Raw genomic sequence first — 19,148 nt, 5'->3', positions numbered from 1 at the left:
TTATAGCGCTGCAATCTTTAATTAATATGGGTTAAATCAATTTTGAGTTTCGCAATTCTAACAAATTTACCTGAGTTTTTGTGTCAACTAATACATTGCTATTATCAATAGGCAAGCGATCGCCACTTACCCAAACTTCTTGAGGTTGAAATTGATAAATCCTGCGGGGTGAATCATCTAAATAATCTGCTATTGTTCGATTCACTTGTCTTCTTGCCCGATTTACAAGTAGCTTCATCACTTTTTCTGTTTCTTCTCGCTTTAGTTCAGATGCAGTTCCATACAAATACAATCCTTCTGGTGTGCCTTCTGAAACGCTCGAATTAAAAATAGCGATCGCGACTCTGCCATTGTTGTATATGTTCTGCGAATGCTTTGATACGATTGCCGAACTCCAATAGATATTCAAGTTATCATCATAGGCAAAAAACAAAGGCGATACCCAAGGAGAACCATCTGCACAACAAGTAGATAAAGTGCAATAAATATTATTTGCTATGATGCGAGATGCTTTGGCAATGACTTCTGGATTTTTAGAATCGATTGTGTTAACCCATCCGTTTGTAGCGCTTGCAGGTTCCATCATTGTTACTCGGTTCATATAACTAAAATGCGCTTTTTAGATCCCCAACTTTGGTGAGAAGTCGGGGATCTGTTTTTTGAGTGGATCGGCTCCGAAGAAACAGCGATCGCTCTCATAATATTAAGACAAATGCTAGCCTAGACCATGTAAAGGTGAGATATCTGAGGAGAAAGATTTTGGCAACTATCACTGATATTGGCACGCTGATTACAAGAGATCCTAAACTACGTGGTGGGCGTCCTATTATTGCAGGGACAGGTACATCAGTACGCCGTATAGCTGCTTTGTACAAGCAAGGTTACAGTGCAGAAGAAATTGCTGCTGATAAGGATCATCTAACACTAGTACAAGTTTATGCAGCACTGACGTACTATCACGCAAACCGAGAGGAAATTGAGGCTGATTTGGCAGAAGAAAAAGCGGAGTATGAGCGGTTAGCAGCACTACATGTAAAGAAGTCTCAGATTTAAAAATGAGCCTTATTCGTTTGTACCGCCTTCTGAAATTAATTACAGCTAAGTCAGCAGAGGATATGCGAAATCAGGTGGAATTTTTAAGTGCTTGGAGTGAAGAATAGAATAATTCAAAAGCGATCGCACTATCCTAAAGAAGACACTGAAGAAAACAAGTGCGATCGCCTATTCTGTATCACAGAGATTTCTCAATGAGCTTGCGTTTACTGCCAAACGTAGAGAAGAACAAACAAAATAATCCAGATCACATCAACAAAGTGCCAGAATAAGGAAGTGGCATTTACCCCAAAGTGTCCAGAATCGTAGTTACCTGGAATGAAAGAACGCACAAAAATAATTAGCTGCAACAAGATACCAGTAAGAACGTGCAAACCGTGGAAGCCAGTGAGTAGATAAAACATCCCGCCGAAAGCACCGGAAGTTAAGCTAAATTCGAGGCTATTCCATTCAACTGCTTGCCCAAACAAAAAGTAACTGCCCATAGCCATAGTCGCCAACAAATACAGGCGAAAACCCCAGAGATTATGGCGTTGGAGAGCGCGTTCTGCAAAGTAAATTACAAAGCTACTGGCAACGAGAACTGCTGTATTAATTGCAGGTGCTACAACTTCTAGCCCTTCAACACCGGGCGGCAACCAATTGGGAGTTGTGGTTTTGTAGACAATGTATCCTGCAAAAAAGCTGAGGAAAATTACACTTTCAGACAGCAAGAAGACAATGAAGCCAAACATTTTGTTGCCTTCTTCGTCGTGGCTATGCTCTGTTTGATGTAGCTGCAAATCCTCCGAAATGATATAACTGTCCATTAGTGAAGTTCTCCTTGTTAAGGGTTGTGAAAAGTGGTGCACGAATTTATTTAATGTAGACGCGTTAGCGGCTTGCCGCAGGCTACCACAAAGGACACAAAGGACACGAAGAAAAAAAAGAGAAAATAGCGCTAAGTAATTTTTGTAGGGTGGGCACTGCTTAACTTTCCTCAAACCCTTATTTTTACCTTGGGGACAGTGCCCACCTTACGGCTATTGAGAATGGTGCAAGATATTCAGTATGCAAATAGTAAGCTAGTGAGTTTTAGCTGTCAGTGGTTCGGATTTTCCATAACCATAGGGTTCGCTGACAACAACGGGAATTTCTTCAAAGTTCTCTACTGGAGGTGGTGAAGAGACTTCCCATTCTAATCCAATTGCCTGCCAAGGATTATCTGGTGCTTTCTCACCAATTGTCCAAGCTCCAATCATATTGAGAATAAAGGGCAGTGTGGACATTCCCAACAAGAATGCACCAACACTAGCAACAATATTCCAGAATTCATATCCTGCGTCTGGTGCGTAGGAAGCGACTCGACGCAACATACCCTGCAATCCTAATGGATGCATGGGGAAGAAGTTGAGGTTAGTACCGATGAATGCTAACCAGAAGTGCAGTTTGCCCAAGCCTTCGTAGTACATCCGTCCAGTCATTTTTGGGAACCAATGGTAGATGGCGGCATACATTCCCATCGTCACGGTTCCGTAAAGAACGTAGTGAAAGTGACCAACTACAAAGTAGGTATTGTTAACGTGAACATCGACAGGCACGGAAGAAAGCATTATACCTACGATACCAGCGAAGACAAATAATACCAATCCACCGAGAGCAAATAGCATCGGTGTGGTTAAGCGCATTCTACCGCCCCAAATCGTCGCCACCCAAGCAAAGACTTTAATCCCAGTCGGTACGGATACCAACATCGTTGTCAACATGAAAATCATCCGCATCCAGCCAGGAGTACCGCTGACGTACATATGGTGTACCCAAACGATCGCACTGACTACGGCAATCAAGAGTGACGATACGGCAACTACTTTATAACCAAATAGGGGTTTGCGGGCATAAACTGGGAAAATTTCCGAGAAAATGCCAAATATAGGCAGAATAATCACATAAACGGCAGGGTGGGAGTAGAACCAGAAGTAATGCTGGAACATGACTGGATTTCCACCGTTGGCTGGATCGAAAAAGCCTGTGCCAACTGTGAGATCGAGTAGCAGCATCACCGCGCCTGCTGTCAGTGCAGGTAGTCCAAAAAGTTGGATAATCTGAGCACTAAACACTGCCCAAACAAACAGAGGCATCCGGAAAAAGCTCATGCCTGGTGCGCGCATCTTGACAATGGTGGTAACAAAGTTTACTGCCCCCATAATCGAAGAGACACCGGATATTGCCACCGCCAACAGCCAAATTACTTGTCCGTTAATCAAGTTACCTGTGGGGTTTTGCAGACTGACTGGAGGATAAGACCACCAGCCAGCTTGTGCCGGGCCGCCAGGCACAAAAAAGCTTGCCATTAAGAGAATTCCCACTACAGGCACCATCCAAAAGGCGGCAGCGTTGAGGCGAGGAAAAGCCATGTCGCGTGCGCCAATCATCAGTGGTACGAGGTAATTAGCAAGACCAACCAATGACGGGAATGTCCACAGGAACAGCATGACTGTGCCGTGCATGGTGAACATACCATTATAAATGGTGCGATCAACTAGATCTGATTCAGGGGTCATTAACTCTCCCCGAATCACCATTGCAAAGATGCCACCGACAAGAAAGAATATGAACGAAGTCACCAGGTACTGAATGCCAATGACTTTGTGATCGGTGCTAAAGCTAAAGTATCGCTTCCAATTGTCTGGAATATCGTGATGAGATTGCTCATTGGCGATACCGATGCTTTCGATAGAAATGTTCGTCATCGCTTTGTTTCCTTTTAACCAGGATAATTAACCACAGGAGGTTCTGCTGGGGCAACTGTCGCCCAGCCTGTTGGGAATGATTGATTGACTACTTGGGCATACTCAGAAGCGGCTTGATTGGATGCAGGAGATGGTTTGTGAGTTGCAGCTTTGGCAAGCCATTGATGATAATCTTCTGGTGATTCAACCACTACATCCGCTTGCATGGTTGCAAAGTATGTACCGCTATATTGGGAATCTGTGAGTCGGTATTTGCCAGAGCGAATTGGGGTGAATTCAAAGTTAATAGTTTCGTTAGGAACTATATCTTGCTTGAGTCGAAAGGCAGGAACGTAGAAGCCGTGTAGAACATCCTCTGATTGCAATGCCAAACGTACTCTGCGATCGCTAGGTAAGTGTAGTTCGGTACTGGTGACATTTTTTTCTGGGTAATGGAAAACCCAAGCCCATTGTTTAGCAAGGACATCTATTTGTTCTACAGGCTCTGAATTTGACGCGACTTCAAAAGACGCAGAGAAACTATCCAAAATATTCCCCTTGTCTCCTTGTCTCCTTGTTCCCTTGTCCTCTATTGGTTCCGCATAAGCTGATTCCATTCCCATCGGCATATGCAAGTGCATTAGATGATTTGGCCCTTGAATTCCCATTTGTTCGTAGATTTGGTAGCTGTAACCGGCAATCCAAAACACGAGTAGAATTGGGATTGCTGTCCAGACAACTTCTAATGTCACATTACCCTCAATAGGAGGGCCATCGCAAATCTCGCCCTTTTTCGCCCGATGGAAAATAATAGAATACATTAGCGTTCCGGTGACTCCCAAAAAGATGAATGCACCTAGAGTTACCAAGAAGCTAAACAAGTCATCAACTAGTCGAGATTCAGCCGCAGCTTCTGGAGGTAGCCAAGAGTAAGCCTGCTTCCCGATCCAGAGACTAGTTGTAGTGAGCGCGATCGCACTCGTAATCAATGTCAAAATCTTTAATAATTTCTGGATTTTCATAGCAACAAATTCAGTTATCAGTTACCAGTTATCAGTTATCAGTAGTTCACTGTTGACTGTTAACTGTTTTCGGTTATTTGAGCATTGCGTTCAAATCTCTGCCTACTCGCAGCAATTGATCGGCGGTATTGTGTACCCCAAACTCGGCAGCTAGTTGCGCTCCCAATGTGCCGTGCACATACATTACAGCCATGATTGCCACTCCCACAAATAGATAGCTCATCTGTACTTGTCTATCTTCGTGTTTGCGCCAAAGGAAGCGTTGGAATCCACGCCAAACTGTCATCCCGACAATCAGCGCTAAGAGTAAAACACCACCTACACCATGCCAGAGCATTGTTTCCATTGCCTGCATTCCCCAGGCGCTCTTAACATCTAGTGGTGCTTCTGCCAGCATGATTTCGTAAAAGCCTGCACCAACTGTAAAAAAGGTGATAATGGCTGAAGCGAGCATATTGTACCAGCCAACATCAAAGAAGTTGGCACGTTCAACAGGGATTGCTAAAAACTTGAATACCCATTTCTCCAAGGGGAAAAATACACCGACAATATCAAAGAAAATTCCAATAATGAACAGCCCCAAGGTGAGGTGAACTAGGTTGGGATGAATGGGAAGAGAGTAAGGCAATCCATTTGCACCTAATTGTACTTTTAATTGCTCAATCAGTTCAGAGTTCATCGCAAAATACCATCCTTTACTGCTTCAACAACTGGTACTGTATGCAATCCATACACCCAAACAAGTTGATCGCCTAGATATACTTGCATACCAACGATGACAGCTAAAACTAACCCCATTCCCAAATATGCGATCGGTAACCTGTAGGGGTTGCGCAAGCGAATCACATAACGCCAAGCTGTAATAGCAGCAATTATTCCTGAAAGCGACCAGCCAATCAATGTATGCATACTCAATACTGATTTGGCTAGAGCATAAGGTTTTGCCAATCCAGCTTCAAATTGCCCAAAAATGATAGCGACGAAAATAGCGATGGTAGCGAGAAACATATTCCACCAACTCACCTCAAAAAGACGGTGATTGCTAGTAAAATAGCCAATTACATCACAGATAAAAGCAAACAAGACCATCGCAATTACAAAGTGGACAATGATGGGATGAATCGTATCTGGATATGGTAAATTGTGGTCGTTCAGACGCGTAAAAAACTCAAGCATAGTAGAATTCTCCTAAGCATATTTACGTGCAGCATATAAGCCTAATCTCAAAGATTCACATCCAATCCAAGCAACTCATAACCGATATCTATATCTAAATATCTGTGCAGCGGAATTCGGTTCAACTAAAATCAACTGGTTGTAGCATTGGATGAATTTGCTTCTATTTCTACATTAATTTTAACAATTAACACATTTTTATAATATTCTTTAACAAAAGTAAATAATGTATTTTTTAACCAAAATGTTAAATTCTAAATGTGAATAATAAACTATAATTTCAAGAATGTAATTCTAGTAACTTTTTATTACTAATAATTTGTATTTGCAGTTACAAAATATTTTTTAAAATGTAGACAATAAAACAGTTTAGAAAAAAATAATATGATATCTTGCTGCGACTAAATTAATATTGTGGTTTTAGTCTTTGTTTTTATTTCAAAACTTTTTCGATAGGATACTAATATAACCTATATTTTAGGCTGAGATATTTAAATCATGTAAAATTCCTGTGGATTAAGAAAAAACCAAGAGTCAGAAGTCAGGAGCCAGAAGAATTTACCAATTCTGCGTTAAATTTAATTGACAATAAATGTGATGCGATCGCTAAAAATATTTAGTTGCCACCAATAAATGCTAACTATTATTGGTTGCGGTAATCTTAACCGTAGTGACGATGCCATAGGCGTAATAATTGCCCAACGCCTACAGCAATATCTTGCCGCATATCCTCATTCCCATGTACAAGTCTATGACTGTGGTACTGCGGGCATGGAAGTGATGTTTCAAGCAAGAGGTAGCAAACAGTTAATAATTATTGATGCAAGTGCAACAGGTTCCGAAGCAGGTGCGGTATTTAAAGTTCCTGGAAAAGAACTAGAAGCACTGCCGGAACCCAGTTATAATTTGCATGATTTTCGTTGGGATCATGCTTTAGCCGCAGGTAGAAAAATCTTTGAGAATGACTTTCCCCAAGAGGTAATAGTTTACCTAATTGAAGCGGCAAATCTTGACTTTGGTTGGGAATTAAGCCCTGCTGTTAAACATTCTGCTGATTTAGTGTTTGCAGAAATAACAGCTATTATCGATAGATAGTGATTAGTAGGGGCGGGTTTAAAAGATAGATCGTCGGTTTAGCAGAGAAATCATAGGCAAAACCCGCCCGTACAGTAGTTAGTAGTAAATAACCTACTACTATAAATTCCTGTTCTCTGTTCCCCGTTCCCTGTTCCCTATTACCTATTCCCTTCTCGATAAACTGATAGCTCATCTACCCTCATTTCAAAAGGTATTCCTAAATTAGCGGGTGGACAAACCCTTATTTTCGCGCTGTTAATAATTTCACCCAGTACTGTTGCCATTGGTACTATTTTTTGTAAGACACGCCAGTTAGTAATTTGATCGGGGCATTCAATTACCAAAGTCATAGCATTGGCACAGGTAATTACATACCAACGGCAAATAGATAACAAATTTTGTATAGTGCGATCGCAAGCATCATAAAAATATGTGCTAATGGAATTCTCTAGCTGCTGACGCAATATAATATCCGCTGAGGTTAGTTGAGCCGGATGTGAATCATCATGATTTAAGCAATAATTTGTCATTTCTTTCTCTCTTGATTCCGCAGCTTATGTTGTATGAATTACGACATAAAGTATGCCCTTGTTTCTCAAAGATCTTGAGTTTCATTTCTATACATAGAACTGATTTCACATCCATAGTTGCGTGAAATCTTTCAAGTCGCGGGTGAGGAAACTCTAGTAACTTTTGGAAACTTTTCTGTATAACTGTTTATTGATAGCCTTTGATACCATAATTTAACTGAAAATAGTTAATTCCATAACTAATAAGGAAATTTCAGCCTTAAGCGCTAGACTTACTTTGTTTATACAAGCTGTGATAAACTCTTTATTCTCAAAGCCTAAATCATTGTTGAGAGTGAGTTTATCAAAATTAAAAATATTAAGTTTCTGTGGTGAACATAAACTTAGCTAGTAATTATACTCAGAAAATGTCCACAATCTCCAAAGCAATATCTCACGCTCCAGTTTTGTATCTCCAGCTAGATTTATAATAAACATAACTAATTAAAAAAAAGAATCTTTTGATACTATTAATCAGTAAAATCTAACTCTTTAAACTAACATTAATTAATTTCTAAACCAAGCTTAGATAATTATTCTCATTTTTTCCAAGAAAAGATTTCATATATTCTGCTATTAATTCTCGCAATCTGTACGTAAACTACTTTAGAATGACTCATTTTTGCTGTTGTATTGTTTATCTGTTATTGATAAAGTTAATATTGATAAGTCTTCTCAAATAAATAAATTAAAATGCCAAAAAAGAGAAATGGTGGATGCTGTCCACCATTCTCTAAAAACTTGCAACTACATTATCAATTATTAGGTAGTATCGCCTGCCTATTTAAGCTGTTAACTAACAGTTGCTAATTTCCGTTCGTCAGAGAATAGCTCTCTAGCTGATTTTTCTGGTTTTGGAACACCATAAAAACAAGCTTCTGCTTCAAGTTCGTCCACCAAATCCCAAGCTTCAATAGCTTTTTTAGAATCAGCACCACAGTTACTAGAAACTGAACGAGCATTCGATATCGCTTTTTGGAGTTCTTTTTGCAAGAATGCTAATTTGGGCTTTTCAAGGAAGTCACCTTTCATAATAATATCGGTGACGGAAAGAATACCAAGTAGTTCACCTTGGATAACAGGCGCACGCCAAACACCTGTATTAGCAAATAGCCGTGCTACATATTCCACATCAAGATCGGGATTGACTACTATGCAAGGCTTGCTCATAATTTCGTAGATATGTACCTGTTTGAGATCTTTCCCATGAGCAATCACCTTGGAGACAATATCAGTCTCGGTAACAATACCGTAAGCATCTCCATCGTGACGAGCTTCAACAATTAAGCATCGTAATCCTTTGAGCCTCATGAGTTTGACTGCTTCTGCTACAGTAGCCGAACCGCGAATGGTAGCTACATCTTGAGTCATGATGTGTTTGGCTCTCATAATTCCTGCTCCTTTCCCTTTTTGTAAGGAAATTGGTTCTATATTGCTGCAATTCTTCCCTTACTGCATATGCCTCCGGCATACACGCTTCATCGAAACTTAGGCTGAATTGCGAGAATTAGAGTCGCTATTTCAAAAAGCAATTACGAAACTTCAAATTATGTCGTTTCATGTCTTAATAAATCTGGCTTTGAGTGAGAGAAGAATTACGCATTTTCCCGTGATTTTTACCTTGAATATATCTTACATTTACTCACAATTTTTAGTTTAGCCAAGATTTATAACTACATTAATTACAGAGAATGTAACTGCTTTTCGCTGCTGAAGTTTAGGTTCTGAGGCAACAATTTAGCCTACATTTATATATTATCTTTGGAGAAAAGATGCACAAGGAGTTGGTTATAAAACTTTGCAAAATTCTCTAGAAAGTGAATATTAAAATAATCCAAAATATTTGTGTTTTTTGCTTTTAATAAGCTAAGAAAATCTTTTATGAATTTTATATTAGAGTAATAAACAACAAGCAAATTGCAATTAAATATCAATAATCAATAGAACTTAAAATACAGAACTCAGCCACAGAATAGCTCTATCCATAACAAAGAAATGAAAATATTTCTTTCTTCACATCTTGCACCTCGCCCCTAAAACGCCTGGTAGACGCCCAAAGGGCGGCTTCCCGTAGGGTACTTAAGTTCCAGGCTTATATTTAAAGTCAGTTTTAACTGACTTTAACTTTTAGCCAAGAAATTTATTTCTTGGCGACAAGAGCGTGGGTGCAAGATATGACTTTCTCTGTTTTCCGTTCCCCCAACTCTATTTTCAGGTGAGTTTGAATGTTAGTGGCGATCGCACTCATGTTGCTAAGAACAACTCATGCATTTGCTGTCACAGTTTTATTAAATTGGTATAGTTTTATTCAAAACAAGTTCCCCGACTTCTCAAAGAAGTCGGGGAACTGCATCTTTCAACATAACAACAGTATTATAATTTACGTGCTACTACGTGAAAAATATGCCAGTGTTTTTCTTCTCCTAGCGCTGTTTTACCTGGATGATCTTCTTCGTTTAATATTTCAATTTCAAAGCCTTCCAGCATCTGTTCTACTTGTTTGCGGGTATGATGAGTAATAGAAGTGTAAATAGCCCAAGAATCACGCTCTCCGAATAATTGACCAGCAAAGCGACCACCAGAACGTAAAGATGTAACAATTACTTTCCATAATTTCGGAAAAGATCCTGGTGGACAAAAAGGTAGTGAAAAACTAGCATTTACTAAATCTACCGATTCTGGTAAAGTTAAATTTTCAAAACGCAGAACGCGGGTTTGTAAAAGTTGTGAATCAATGTCAGGATGATTTAACAAACGAGTAATGGCTTCTTGTTGTCCATCAATTGCTAATACCCGCCAACCACGACGTAATAATTCGACAGTATCTCTTCCTTCTCCACACCCTAAGTCGACTGCGAAATAAGGCTTAGAAGTACCTATATTTTCTTTATCAAAAGAATCTAACGCTGTCAGTAGAGTGTCTCGTGGTGGACGCCCTTCAACAGCTTGATAGTAGGCTAGCCACTTGCGCTCAAAATCTTCATTTTCTGGTTTGTAATGTTTTGATTCTGACATAATTGATACATTTACAGCCGGAAATTATAAAAAATACTTGAATAAGTATAAACAAAATCTGAAAATAAACATAATGTATTATATAAAAATAATTTTCTTGTGATAGCATGAGCGTGTCAAAATTAGTAAATTTAGAATATGAAAGTCAGTGCTCGTAACGCTCTAAAAGCTACTGTTAAAAAAGTTGTACCAGGTTCCGTTAATACTGAAGTCACTTTAGAAATTGCACCAGGAGTAGAAGTTACCTCAGTTATCACAAAAGCCTCAGCTGACAGTCTTCAATTATCAGAAGGAAAAGAAGCTTATGCTGTTATTAAAGCAACAGATGTGATGGTTGCTGTTGATTAAAAATTGATTGTGTTGTACTCAAGACACAGATCTCCGACTTCTTTGAGAAGTCGGGGATCTTGTTTTTCACTATCTACTAACCAAAAAACCTAAAATTACCTCAATTAACTTATGGGTGATAGGAAAGCTATCAATCACCATTGCGGCACAAAGTAACATCATGTAGAGAATCGAATAAAGAAAAAGCGATCGCGCTAATTGTTTATCCTCTGAATTGTGTAAAAGTGCCCAAGCTTTTTTGATAAAAATAGCCCCCAGTATAAAGGTTGTGCTGCCATAAATTGCACCCATTACGTTGAGAGGTTCTAGTAATAAAAATGTGCTGGGAATCAGTAGTAAAGTGTACACCCATATTTGGCGAGCGGCGGTAATATTATCAGCAACTACTGGCAGCATCGGCACACCCACCTTGGCATAATCTTCGCTAATCATTAATGCCAGCGCCCAAAAATGAGGAGGTGTCCATAAAAAAACGATCGCAAATAAAAGCCATGCTGTCCAGCTTACACTATCTGTAACTGCTGCCCAACCCACTAACGTTGGAATTGCCCCAGCAGCCCCACCAATCACAATATTGAGAGATGTATGGCGTTTGAGTAAATGAGTATAGACGCCCACATAAAACAAAATACCGGACATTGCCAGCACAGCACTAAGCAAATTCACAAAGGCTGCCAGCAACGTGAAGGAAATACAAGCTAAGGCGATCGCAAATATTAAAGCATGAGTAGGCTGTACCCGCCCGGAAGGTAAAGGGCGGTGGCGCGTGCGTTCCATTTCATAATCAATGTCGCGATCATAAACGCAATTAAATGTCTGGGCACTAGCAGCAGCAAAAGTACCGCCAGCTAAGGTGAATAGTAGCAATATCAAATCTAATTTTCCCCTAGATGCAATAGACATACTAGCAGTTGTGGTAATCAGCAATAGGGGAATAATTCGGGGCTTTGTGAGTTGATAGTAACTCTGAACAATTTCTAAAAAATTCTGATAGCGGCGCGTGACAGTGTTCCCTATCATATTGTTACCAATGCCTCAATTTTGAAAAATATCTGATTACCCATTAACAATCTGGACGTAAACGCAGCAGGCAAATTTTCGATTAAGTATCAAGCGTTTATTTTCTACTTTGATAACAAAGGAACTATATTATTTAGCTATTGACTGTGCCAATGCCATTAATAAAATATGAACTGTCAATACATCAAAATATTGCTTACTTAATTATTTATAAAATAAAAATAAAAAAACGTTAAACCAATTACAAAAATAGGTTATATTTAAAGAAAGAAAGCTAAAATATAAAAAATAATTAATTATTTAAGGTTGTACTTTAACTGTAAGTGTATTGAGTTCTAAACATAGAAATAAGAAGTCATAGCTCTATAAAAGCTATAACTTCAAGATGAGCTAGAAAAAGAGAAAATGAAGGGGAGAAAAAATAAAAACTTTAGACAAGATAAGGTTCTTGATGGGTCTTAATTGTACAATTAGAACGTGGATAGGTTACGCAAAGTAAAGCGAAGCCTTTGGAAACCTGATCGTCATCAAGGAAGATTTGCTCAGATTGATCGATTTCACCTTCAACTACCTTACCGACGCAGCTAGAGCAAGAACCAGAGTGACAAGAGAATGGCAACTCAATTCCATTTTCCTCTGCTGCTTCTAGGATAGTAGTCTCTTCATCAACTTCGATTGTAGCGTCAAGATCTTCTTTTTTGTTGATTAATCTAACTTGGTAGGTTGCCATTTTTGTGTTCTCCTCAATAAAGTTGTTGATTGCTATTAGCCATTAACCATTAGCTATTAGCTATTAACTGCAAGGTACACCCGCAGACGAACAATCACTTGTTTTGAATGACTTGCCGCACCCACAGGTTTCAGTTGCATTGGGGTTGATAAACTTGAAGCCGCTTTCCATCACGCCATCAATAAAATCGATGACAATCCCTTCTAATAGAGGCGCACTTTCAGCATCAACATAAATGGTTATCTTACCTTGCTGGATCACTAGATCATCTGCTTTGGGCTTACTAGTGACATCCATTGCATATTCGTAACCACTGCAACCACCATCTTTAACAGAGATGCGGATGCCTTTAGTTGCGTCATTGGCATCGGGAGCAGAACCTGCTAAGAATGCTCGCAATCGAAATTCTGCTTTTTCTGTCAAAGTAACAGACATTTGACCTCCTGACTATTGAAAATTTGTCCTTTGTCATTCGTCATTTGTCCTTTGTTAGTAGTTGTCTATAGGTTTTTCCAATCAACTATCAACTATTAACTAATAACTAATAACCAATGACTAATGTACGGGCGGTTTTAGCTCGCAGAGAGTGAGGGCTAAACCCGCCCCTACTGACTAATGACTGTAGATTTTGATTGCAAGTATCTCCAAGGTGCATTATTACCACACACCGGGCAAGAGCGATCGCGATAAGAATGGCGCTTGGCAAATTCCATGCGAGCAAGATCTATTGTCAACAGTTGCGATAGGAGAGGTTGACTAAATCCAGTGATCAGCTTGATTGCTTCCAATGCTGACAGACAAGCGAGAGTTCCAGATACGGCACCTAACACTGAAAATCCGCGCCGATCCCAATCTGGTTTTTCGGGAAATAGGCAAGATAAACAAGGTGTCACACCGGGAATAATCGTAGTTAGATAAGCTTCCATCCCATCCATCGCTGCTTCCACCATTGGTTTACGCCAGCGCACGCAAGCTTCATTCAACAAATCGCGCTCCGTAAAATTATGGGCGCAGTCAAGCGCCATATCTGCAGATTGCACCAAAACATCCACATTCTCCGGGGTGACATATTCATGAACTGCTTCTACCTTGACATCAGGATTGATTGCTTCTAAAGTTTGCTTTGCCTTAAAAACCCTTGGCTTACCAACCCAATCATGCGTCATCAAAATTTGACGATTCATATCATCAAGTCGCAGATCGCCACCCCGAACTAGGATCAGCCGCCCAACGCCTGCTACTGCTAGGTAGAGCGCTGCCGTACCGCCTAATCCCCCCACACCTGTCACCAGAACAGTCGCTGACTTCAGGCGCTTTTGTGCAACTTCGCCAAAATTGGGGAGCATTATTTGGCGACGGTAACGTTCTAACTCGGTAGGCGTTAGGTCTATCACTTTTTACCTCCTAATCAGAAGTGATTTCTGTCAGCGTAATTACATTTTTAGGCTTCTGGTTAAACACTTTGAACAGCTTTTGTTCTTGAGGTGTAGATTCGATAAAAACCTGATAAGCCTTTTGCAGCGCCTCACAATATTTACTTAACTTATCTTCGAGACTAAGGTCAGTATAATTCTCATCAATTTCTTGAATATATTGGGAGAATTTTTTGAGAATATGCAGGCGATTTACATTCACAACCTTTTGGTCATAAGGTAATTGAAAAAAATCAAAATATTCCTCTGCTTCTGTGAGCTTTTGGAACTTATTCCAATCTTCGCTCATTTTTTTTGCTCCATTTGTTTCAGTTGTTGCTTTAATTCATCTAGCTGACAATAAATTTTATAAGTTGCAGTAGCAACATCCATAAGTTTTTCGTAATCTGTTGGCAGTCCCTCTGCTAAATCGTGCAGATCCATTTTCATTTGCCCTGCCTTGCTATTGAGGCGTTTGATTTGAGTTTTGAGTTCTTCAATTGTCATTTGATATTTACTAAGCATTGTGAATACAATAGTCAAATTCGTCATTTGTCATTCGCCATTAATTACTAATGACTAATGACCAATGACTAATGACTAATTAATTACAATCTTCCTACTTCCGGAAAACGTTGAGCTAATTCCATACCTTTTTGTACTAACTTTTCTCCTTCTTCTGCCACTTTTTCTAGCGATTCAAAACCAAAGCGATGAGCATCTCGCAATGTTTTTACAGCCAGTAATAAACGACCAGAAAAAACTAATGCCCAGCCAAAACCCTCATGGCTTAAATCAACTACAACCTGAGATAAAAGACCAGTTTCTTGTTCAATCCGGGCTGCAACAGCTCGATAAAATGCCATAATTCTTGCTACAGTAATCGGATCTACTTCACCCTCAACAGAAATTTCGCGTTTCTTTTGTTTAGTAACAACAAAAGGTTTGAGTATCAACTCATCCGACCAATTGCGATATACTCCATAGCTATCTTGTCCGCGGATTTGTTGCACGATCGCTTTCAAGAAAGGTGATTTTAAAACTTCTGTTGTCGCTGTTCCATTTACACTATTAGTTGCGCTCATACCGTTGCTTCCTCCTCTAATTCATCTTCAAAGCTGCGAGATTTTTGCTGTAGGGCTTTACGCAACCAAGGTGGAGGACTCCCCTGCAAAGTTCTGACTAGGTTTTCCAGAACATCAGTAATTTTTTCTTGCTCAGTTCGTGCTTTAACTGGAGTAACACCTTTCTTAATTAAACGTGCAGCAGCATTTCCGCCAATTGCTGATACATAAACAATTGTGCAGTCAACAAGTGCATTCAATTTAGGAACTAATTTATCTTCGTTCCCATCTTCTTTGAGATTTCCACCAAAGTTTAAAGTTTCTACAAACTGAAATCCCTCTGATGATATCTCATAAATATCAATAGTTTTAGCCCAGCCAAAATGAGCATTAATATGAACTCGGTCGTTAGTTGTGAAGGCTATTTTCATTTTCTTTCTCCTACATTAGGGGCTAGCCTTTGGTGATTGGGTACTGGGTATTGGGGATTGGGTATTAGGTACTGGGGATTGGGTATTAGGATCTCTTCTCTTTATTCCTAGTCTCCAGTCCCTAGCCCCTAATCCCTAATCCCTAGCCCCTAGTCCCTAATCCCTAGTCCCTAGCCCCTAGTCCCTAGCCCCCATTACCAATCACCGTAGATGTTAGTATCTTTGATACTTGCTTCCTCTGCTTCTAAAAAGAGGTTGCCAATGTCAAATAACATTTGGATCGTGCCTTTATAACCCACTTTGGTAAATTGACCATTACCTAAACGGTCAAAAATGGGAATTCCCTGGCGATAAAGAGGGATGCCAAGTCGTTTGGCGATCGCTGCGATGTGAGAGTTGCCAATTAGTAAGTCAGATCCTGCTGCAAGTTGCTCAAAATCTTCCAAATCACCGATAGTGACTTTATCAATGGGGAGTTTTTCTAGTAAAGGCGATCGCGTTGTCGTCACAGCTGCTTGTATTTCTGCCCCCATCGATTGCAAGAAACAAACTGTTGACCATAATAAATCTGGTTCCAACGCTAGAGACACTCGTTTGCGTCCAAAATAAAAGTGAGTGTCTAGCATGGCATCTTGTAACTGGCGACGTTGGCGGCGATATTTTTCTGGTACGCTACTACCGCTCAATTCCGCCAGAAATTGCAAAAATCTATCTGTTGGTTCTAACCCTGTCAGTTCTGTAAATACCTCAAAGGGCGTGCCGAAGCGATGTTGCAGAATTTTCGCTGCATTCCGCATACTTTCGCCCAATGCCAAGGTGAAAACAGAACTGCCAACTTTATGCAGTTGTACCAGAGTTGTGCCACCGCCTGTAATCGGACTGTAAGAATCATCTAAGTGACCATCCAAAGAAGCGGAAAGGTCAGGTACGATAATTGGTGTAAATCCAAAGGCGGTGACAATCTCTTTCACCTGTTGCACATCCCCTGGTGCAAAGGCAGAACTCATCAAAATAGTGATTTGCTGTGTCTTTTTCTCACCTGGTAGGGGAATCTCTTTGACTGTGCTTTCCACCGCAGCGGCAAAGCCATCTTGTAATGCACCTTTAAAATCTGGAGAGGAAACCAAGATAATTGGCAATTCATCCAATTCTGGATGACGTTTGCGAAAATCCTTGAGAATACCTTCCATATCATCCCCTCTGGTTTCCGTCAGTCCGGTCGTACACAAACCGATAATTTCTGGCTGTGACTTTTGCACCAGAGTTAAGATTGCCTCTTCAACATTCTCCTCACCACCTAAAATTGTGGTGACTTCGGTCATTGCTGTGGTCGAGAGGGGAATAGCCTCCCTAAAATGCCGCACCAATATCACTTTAGCGAAAGCAGTACACCCTTGGGAACCGTGGAGTAAAGGCATCATTCCTTTCAGCCCCAAAAAGGCAAGGGCTGCACCCAAAGTTTGACTTTGTTTGAGAGGATTAACTACAACTGGTTTATTGGGAACAACAACAGTCGCCATTAAACTTCCTCCTCGAAAGAAGCGGAGAGGGGGAGGTGAATTTCAGGCGACACGGAGACGCGCAGAAACGGAGACGCGGAGATATTCCCCGTGTCCCAGTGTCCCCGTGTCCCCGTGTCCTTATTTGCTGCGTCCTCTTCCCAAGGTGCAGGTTTACGTACTTGCTCCCACACGGGACTGTAAAGGGCTTCATCTAACTCACGTGCCATTTCTACCATCCCCACATAACCTGCATAGGCGTGATGGCGTTCCTGATTGATATCCAAAAAAGGAATCCGAGCTTTGAGAGCAGTGTATTGATTACGACCACCAGCAACTAACATCTCAGCTTTTGTTTCATTAATTACCCGCAGTATTTCTTGGGGGTTGCCCTTTTCCAGCGTAATGCCATCTTGACCCAGCAACTCTTTGATGCGGGCTTTATCTTCTTCCGTACTTTTTTTAGTACTGGTAGCAACAACTTCCATTCCTAAGTCTTTCGCTGCTGAGATAATTGACCAGCTCTTCACGCCCCCGGTATAAAGAACAACGCGCTTGCCTTTCAGACGGGCGCGATAGGGAGCTAGTTTTTCTTGCAGTGCCGCAGTTTCTTCAGCAATTAGCTTTTCCGTGCGTTCCTGTAGATCTGGGTCACCTAATTGCGCGGCAATGTTCCGCAGGCAACGGTTCATGTCCTCCACACCGTAGAAAGACTCCTCAATGTAGGGAATGCCGTAACGCTCCTTCATTTTTCTCGCCATGTTAATCAAGGCTTTGGAGCAAATCATAACGTTGAGCTTGGCGCGGTGGGCATAACAGATTTCTTCGTAGCGAGAATCACCTGTCATTTTTGCCAAAACACGGATGCCTAATTTCTTGAACAGTGGTAGCACATTCCACATTTCACCGGCGATATTATATTCACCGATGAGGTTGATATCATAGGGCGTAGTGTATTCAGGTTCAGCAGTACCGACAACGTGTTCCAACAATACTTCACCAGCAATGCGGTTACCAAGATTTTTACTACCTACAAAACCAGGAGAATTGACGGGAATAACAGGGACGCCAATTTTTTTGGCAGCAGCTTGGCAAACTGCATCCATATCTTCACCAATTAAAGCGGTGACACAGGTGGAATAAACAAATACTGCTGCTGGTTGATAGCGTTGGTGAATATCTAGGATAGCTTTGTAGAGCTTTTTTTCACCCCCAAAAATTACATCATTTTCACTTAAATCGGTAGTAAAGCCAAACTTGTAAAGTTGAGGGCCAGAAGAGAGACTACCACGACTACCCCAGGAATTGCCAGCGCAGGCGATCGGCCCGTGGACTAAATGAGCAGCATCAGTAATCGGTACTAGGGCAATCATTGCACCATCAAAGGAACAGCCCCCTTGAGCAGCCCCAGGTTGAGCTTGTTGTTTGCAAGTTTTATTTTTCTTATCTCCATGTGTATGCTGATTGTGCTCACATCCTGATTCAGAGAGCAGCTCATTGATTTTGCCTTGGGTGATTCTCATCTGTTTCCTCGCGCTGGATGAAATTTGTTATTTGTCCTTGGTCATTTGTCATTGGTCATTTGTTTTTGTTATTGGTCATTTGTAATTTGCTAATGACTAATAACTAATAACTAATGACTAATAACTAATTAGTAATCGATAATGAGTATTGAATAATGAGTAATATGTAACTACTAGCAAATGTATTTCGTGACATCTTCTCCACATTCATCGCTGAGGTAAGATAAGGCACGAAAACGTAATCCTACAAAATTGTCATATAACGGATTGAGCTTGCACAGCGCAGGAATATCAAATGTATACCCAAACATTTTAATACTCCGTTCAAAGGGGCAACAGCAAGGAATTATCTGGCAAATTAGATGAGCAAGACGATAGTTTTTTACCTGAATATTATCCACGAATCGACGCAATGGATATAGAATATCAAAACCACCAGATTTTTGATAGTTTGGTGGATGAAAATTAGGGTGATTGTGAGTGTGATTTACAGAAGCCATC

General features: G+C 40.5%; 23 protein-coding genes. 3 read left to right on the top strand and 20 right to left on the bottom strand.

Annotated elements, in window-relative coordinates:
- Nucleotides 1-31 precede the first annotated feature (31 nt).
- A complete protein-coding gene (locus tag UYC_RS0131785; RefSeq protein ID WP_016879802.1) occupies nt 32-586 on the bottom strand; it encodes a pyridoxamine 5'-phosphate oxidase family protein in 555 nt (184 codons plus the stop codon).
- A 173-nt stretch (nt 587-759) separates the two neighbouring features.
- Between UYC_RS0131785 and UYC_RS0131780 the strand changes: the two genes are divergently transcribed.
- The gene (locus UYC_RS0131780; RefSeq protein ID WP_016872335.1) at nt 760-1,053 is read left to right on the top strand and encodes a DUF433 domain-containing protein; all 294 of its coding nucleotides are present in this window, start codon (nt 760-762) and stop codon (nt 1,051-1,053) included.
- Between the two features lie 206 nt (nt 1,054-1,259).
- Here the strand turns inward: UYC_RS0131780 and UYC_RS0131770 are convergent, their stop codons facing one another.
- From UYC_RS0131770 to UYC_RS0131750, 5 genes are all read right to left on the bottom strand, one after another.
- Complete coding sequence (locus UYC_RS0131770; protein ID WP_016872337.1) at nt 1,260-1,862, bottom strand: cytochrome c oxidase subunit 3; 603 nt, start codon at nt 1,860-1,862, stop codon at nt 1,260-1,262.
- A gap of 255 nt (nt 1,863-2,117) precedes the next feature.
- The gene (gene ctaD / locus UYC_RS0131765; protein ID WP_016872338.1) at nt 2,118-3,782 is read right to left on the bottom strand and encodes a cytochrome c oxidase subunit I; all 1,665 of its coding nucleotides are present in this window, start codon (nt 3,780-3,782) and stop codon (nt 2,118-2,120) included.
- Between the two features lie 14 nt (nt 3,783-3,796).
- Nucleotides 3,797-4,783: a cytochrome c oxidase subunit II gene (locus UYC_RS0131760; protein ID WP_016872339.1), complete on the bottom strand. Its 987-nt coding sequence runs from the start codon at nt 4,781-4,783 to the stop codon at nt 3,797-3,799.
- Between the two features lie 73 nt (nt 4,784-4,856).
- A complete protein-coding gene (locus tag UYC_RS0131755; protein WP_016872340.1) occupies nt 4,857-5,462 on the bottom strand; it encodes a DUF2231 domain-containing protein in 606 nt (201 codons plus the stop codon).
- Nucleotides 5,459-5,959: a DUF2231 domain-containing protein gene (locus UYC_RS0131750; protein ID WP_016872341.1), complete on the bottom strand. Its 501-nt coding sequence runs from the start codon at nt 5,957-5,959 to the stop codon at nt 5,459-5,461. Before UYC_RS0131750 ends, UYC_RS0131755 begins: the two co-directional genes overlap by 4 nt.
- Nucleotides 5,960-6,592: 633 nt before the next feature.
- Here UYC_RS0131750 and UYC_RS0131745 point away from each other — a divergent pair.
- Nucleotides 6,593-7,054, top strand: a complete 462-nt coding sequence (locus UYC_RS0131745) for a hydrogenase maturation protease (protein ID WP_016872342.1) — start codon at nt 6,593-6,595, stop codon at nt 7,052-7,054.
- 140 nt (nt 7,055-7,194) lie between these two features.
- Here the strand turns inward: UYC_RS0131745 and UYC_RS0131740 are convergent, their stop codons facing one another.
- The 3 genes from UYC_RS0131740 to UYC_RS0131730 all read right to left on the bottom strand — a co-directional run bounded on the left by UYC_RS0131740 (nt 7,195) and on the right by UYC_RS0131730 (nt 10,620).
- Entirely contained in the window at nt 7,195-7,566 is a 372-nt protein-coding gene (locus UYC_RS0131740; RefSeq protein ID WP_016872343.1) for a hypothetical protein, read from the bottom strand.
- Between the two features lie 831 nt (nt 7,567-8,397).
- Nucleotides 8,398-8,994, bottom strand: a complete 597-nt coding sequence (locus UYC_RS0131735; protein ID WP_016879801.1) for a CBS domain-containing protein — start codon at nt 8,992-8,994, stop codon at nt 8,398-8,400.
- Between the two features lie 984 nt (nt 8,995-9,978).
- Nucleotides 9,979-10,620, bottom strand: a complete 642-nt coding sequence (locus tag UYC_RS0131730; protein WP_016872345.1) for a class I SAM-dependent methyltransferase — start codon at nt 10,618-10,620, stop codon at nt 9,979-9,981.
- Nucleotides 10,621-10,758: 138 nt separating this feature from the next.
- On the opposite strand from UYC_RS0131730, the gene UYC_RS0131725 reads away from it, so the two are divergent.
- Complete coding sequence (locus tag UYC_RS0131725) at nt 10,759-10,968, top strand: TOBE domain-containing protein (protein ID WP_016872346.1); 210 nt, start codon at nt 10,759-10,761, stop codon at nt 10,966-10,968.
- 69 nt (nt 10,969-11,037) lie between these two features.
- On the opposite strand, the gene UYC_RS0131720 is transcribed toward UYC_RS0131725, so the two are convergent.
- The 11 genes from UYC_RS0131720 to UYC_RS0131670 all read right to left on the bottom strand — a co-directional run bounded on the left by UYC_RS0131720 (nt 11,038) and on the right by UYC_RS0131670 (nt 19,147).
- Nucleotides 11,038-11,988 (bottom strand): heme o synthase, encoded by a 951-nt coding sequence (locus UYC_RS0131720; RefSeq protein WP_016872347.1) that lies wholly within the window; start codon nt 11,986-11,988, stop codon nt 11,038-11,040.
- Nucleotides 11,989-12,418: 430 nt separating this feature from the next.
- Nucleotides 12,419-12,718: a 2Fe-2S iron-sulfur cluster-binding protein gene (locus UYC_RS0131715; protein WP_016872348.1), complete on the bottom strand. Its 300-nt coding sequence runs from the start codon at nt 12,716-12,718 to the stop codon at nt 12,419-12,421.
- Between the two features lie 63 nt (nt 12,719-12,781).
- Nucleotides 12,782-13,153, bottom strand: coding sequence for a HesB/IscA family protein (locus tag UYC_RS0131710; protein WP_016872349.1), 372 nt, complete (start codon nt 13,151-13,153; stop codon nt 12,782-12,784).
- Between the two features lie 170 nt (nt 13,154-13,323).
- Nucleotides 13,324-14,112, bottom strand: coding sequence for a HesA/MoeB/ThiF family protein (locus UYC_RS0131705; RefSeq protein WP_016872350.1), 789 nt, complete (start codon nt 14,110-14,112; stop codon nt 13,324-13,326).
- Nucleotides 14,113-14,122: 10 nt separating this feature from the next.
- Nucleotides 14,123-14,440 carry a nitrogenase-stabilizing/protective protein NifW gene (gene nifW / locus UYC_RS0131700; RefSeq protein ID WP_016872351.1) on the bottom strand — a complete coding sequence of 106 codons (318 nt, stop codon included), beginning with the start codon at nt 14,438-14,440 and terminating at the stop codon, nt 14,123-14,125.
- Nucleotides 14,437-14,637, bottom strand: a complete 201-nt coding sequence (locus UYC_RS0131695) for a CCE_0567 family metalloprotein (protein WP_016872352.1) — start codon at nt 14,635-14,637, stop codon at nt 14,437-14,439. Before UYC_RS0131695 ends, nifW begins: the two co-directional genes overlap by 4 nt.
- 101 nt (nt 14,638-14,738) lie before the next feature.
- Nucleotides 14,739-15,215, bottom strand: a complete 477-nt coding sequence (locus tag UYC_RS0131690; protein WP_016872353.1) for a NifX-associated nitrogen fixation protein — start codon at nt 15,213-15,215, stop codon at nt 14,739-14,741.
- Nucleotides 15,212-15,625, bottom strand: coding sequence for a nitrogen fixation protein NifX (gene nifX / locus UYC_RS0131685; protein ID WP_016872354.1), 414 nt, complete (start codon nt 15,623-15,625; stop codon nt 15,212-15,214). The genes UYC_RS0131690 and nifX overlap by 4 nt, the downstream gene beginning before the upstream one ends.
- A gap of 194 nt (nt 15,626-15,819) precedes the next feature.
- Complete coding sequence (gene nifN / locus UYC_RS0131680) at nt 15,820-17,145, bottom strand: nitrogenase iron-molybdenum cofactor biosynthesis protein NifN (protein ID WP_016872355.1); 1,326 nt, start codon at nt 17,143-17,145, stop codon at nt 15,820-15,822.
- The gene (nifE, locus tag UYC_RS0131675; protein WP_016872356.1) at nt 17,145-18,647 is read right to left on the bottom strand and encodes a nitrogenase iron-molybdenum cofactor biosynthesis protein NifE; all 1,503 of its coding nucleotides are present in this window, start codon (nt 18,645-18,647) and stop codon (nt 17,145-17,147) included. The genes nifN and nifE overlap by 1 nt, the downstream gene beginning before the upstream one ends.
- 173 nt (nt 18,648-18,820) lie before the next feature.
- The gene (locus UYC_RS0131670; protein ID WP_016879799.1) at nt 18,821-19,147 is read right to left on the bottom strand and encodes a Mo-dependent nitrogenase C-terminal domain-containing protein; all 327 of its coding nucleotides are present in this window, start codon (nt 19,145-19,147) and stop codon (nt 18,821-18,823) included.
- Nucleotide 19,148 lies beyond the last annotated feature (1 nt).

This window comes from Chlorogloeopsis fritschii PCC 6912 (assembly GCF_000317285.1).
Lineage (GTDB): Bacteria > Cyanobacteriota > Cyanobacteriia > Cyanobacteriales > Nostocaceae > Chlorogloeopsis > Chlorogloeopsis fritschii.
This window is presented reverse-complemented; position numbering and strand designations above follow the sequence as displayed.

Coding starts and splice junctions, on each gene's coding strand:
- UYC_RS0131730 (WP_016872345.1), bottom strand. CDS start 10,620: ATGTCAGAATCAAAACATTACAAACCAGAAAATGAAGATTTTGAGCGC.
- UYC_RS0131735 (WP_016879801.1), bottom strand. CDS start 8,994: ATGAGAGCCAAACACATCATGACTCAAGATGTAGCTACCATTCGCGGT.
- UYC_RS0131755 (WP_016872340.1), bottom strand. CDS start 5,462: ATGAACTCTGAACTGATTGAGCAATTAAAAGTACAATTAGGTGCAAAT.
- UYC_RS0131695 (WP_016872352.1), bottom strand. CDS start 14,637: ATGACAATTGAAGAACTCAAAACTCAAATCAAACGCCTCAATAGCAAG.
- UYC_RS0131725 (WP_016872346.1), top strand. CDS start 10,759: ATGAAAGTCAGTGCTCGTAACGCTCTAAAAGCTACTGTTAAAAAAGTT.
- UYC_RS0131715 (WP_016872348.1), bottom strand. CDS start 12,718: ATGGCAACCTACCAAGTTAGATTAATCAACAAAAAAGAAGATCTTGAC.
- nifX (WP_016872354.1), bottom strand. CDS start 15,625: ATGAAAATAGCCTTCACAACTAACGACCGAGTTCATATTAATGCTCAT.
- UYC_RS0131720 (WP_016872347.1), bottom strand. CDS start 11,988: ATGATAGGGAACACTGTCACGCGCCGCTATCAGAATTTTTTAGAAATT.
- ctaD (WP_016872338.1), bottom strand. CDS start 3,782: ATGACGAACATTTCTATCGAAAGCATCGGTATCGCCAATGAGCAATCT.
- UYC_RS0131670 (WP_016879799.1), bottom strand. CDS start 19,147: ATGGCTTCTGTAAATCACACTCACAATCACCCTAATTTTCATCCACCA.
- UYC_RS0131740 (WP_016872343.1), bottom strand. CDS start 7,566: ATGACAAATTATTGCTTAAATCATGATGATTCACATCCGGCTCAACTA.
- nifN (WP_016872355.1), bottom strand. CDS start 17,145: ATGGCGACTGTTGTTGTTCCCAATAAACCAGTTGTAGTTAATCCTCTC.
- nifW (WP_016872351.1), bottom strand. CDS start 14,440: ATGAGCGAAGATTGGAATAAGTTCCAAAAGCTCACAGAAGCAGAGGAA.
- UYC_RS0131760 (WP_016872339.1), bottom strand. CDS start 4,783: ATGAAAATCCAGAAATTATTAAAGATTTTGACATTGATTACGAGTGCG.
- UYC_RS0131750 (WP_016872341.1), bottom strand. CDS start 5,959: ATGCTTGAGTTTTTTACGCGTCTGAACGACCACAATTTACCATATCCA.
- UYC_RS0131710 (WP_016872349.1), bottom strand. CDS start 13,153: ATGTCTGTTACTTTGACAGAAAAAGCAGAATTTCGATTGCGAGCATTC.
- UYC_RS0131745 (WP_016872342.1), top strand. CDS start 6,593: ATGCTAACTATTATTGGTTGCGGTAATCTTAACCGTAGTGACGATGCC.
- UYC_RS0131785 (WP_016879802.1), bottom strand. CDS start 586: ATGATGGAACCTGCAAGCGCTACAAACGGATGGGTTAACACAATCGAT.
- UYC_RS0131770 (WP_016872337.1), bottom strand. CDS start 1,862: ATGGACAGTTATATCATTTCGGAGGATTTGCAGCTACATCAAACAGAG.
- UYC_RS0131690 (WP_016872353.1), bottom strand. CDS start 15,215: ATGAGCGCAACTAATAGTGTAAATGGAACAGCGACAACAGAAGTTTTA.
- nifE (WP_016872356.1), bottom strand. CDS start 18,647: ATGAGAATCACCCAAGGCAAAATCAATGAGCTGCTCTCTGAATCAGGA.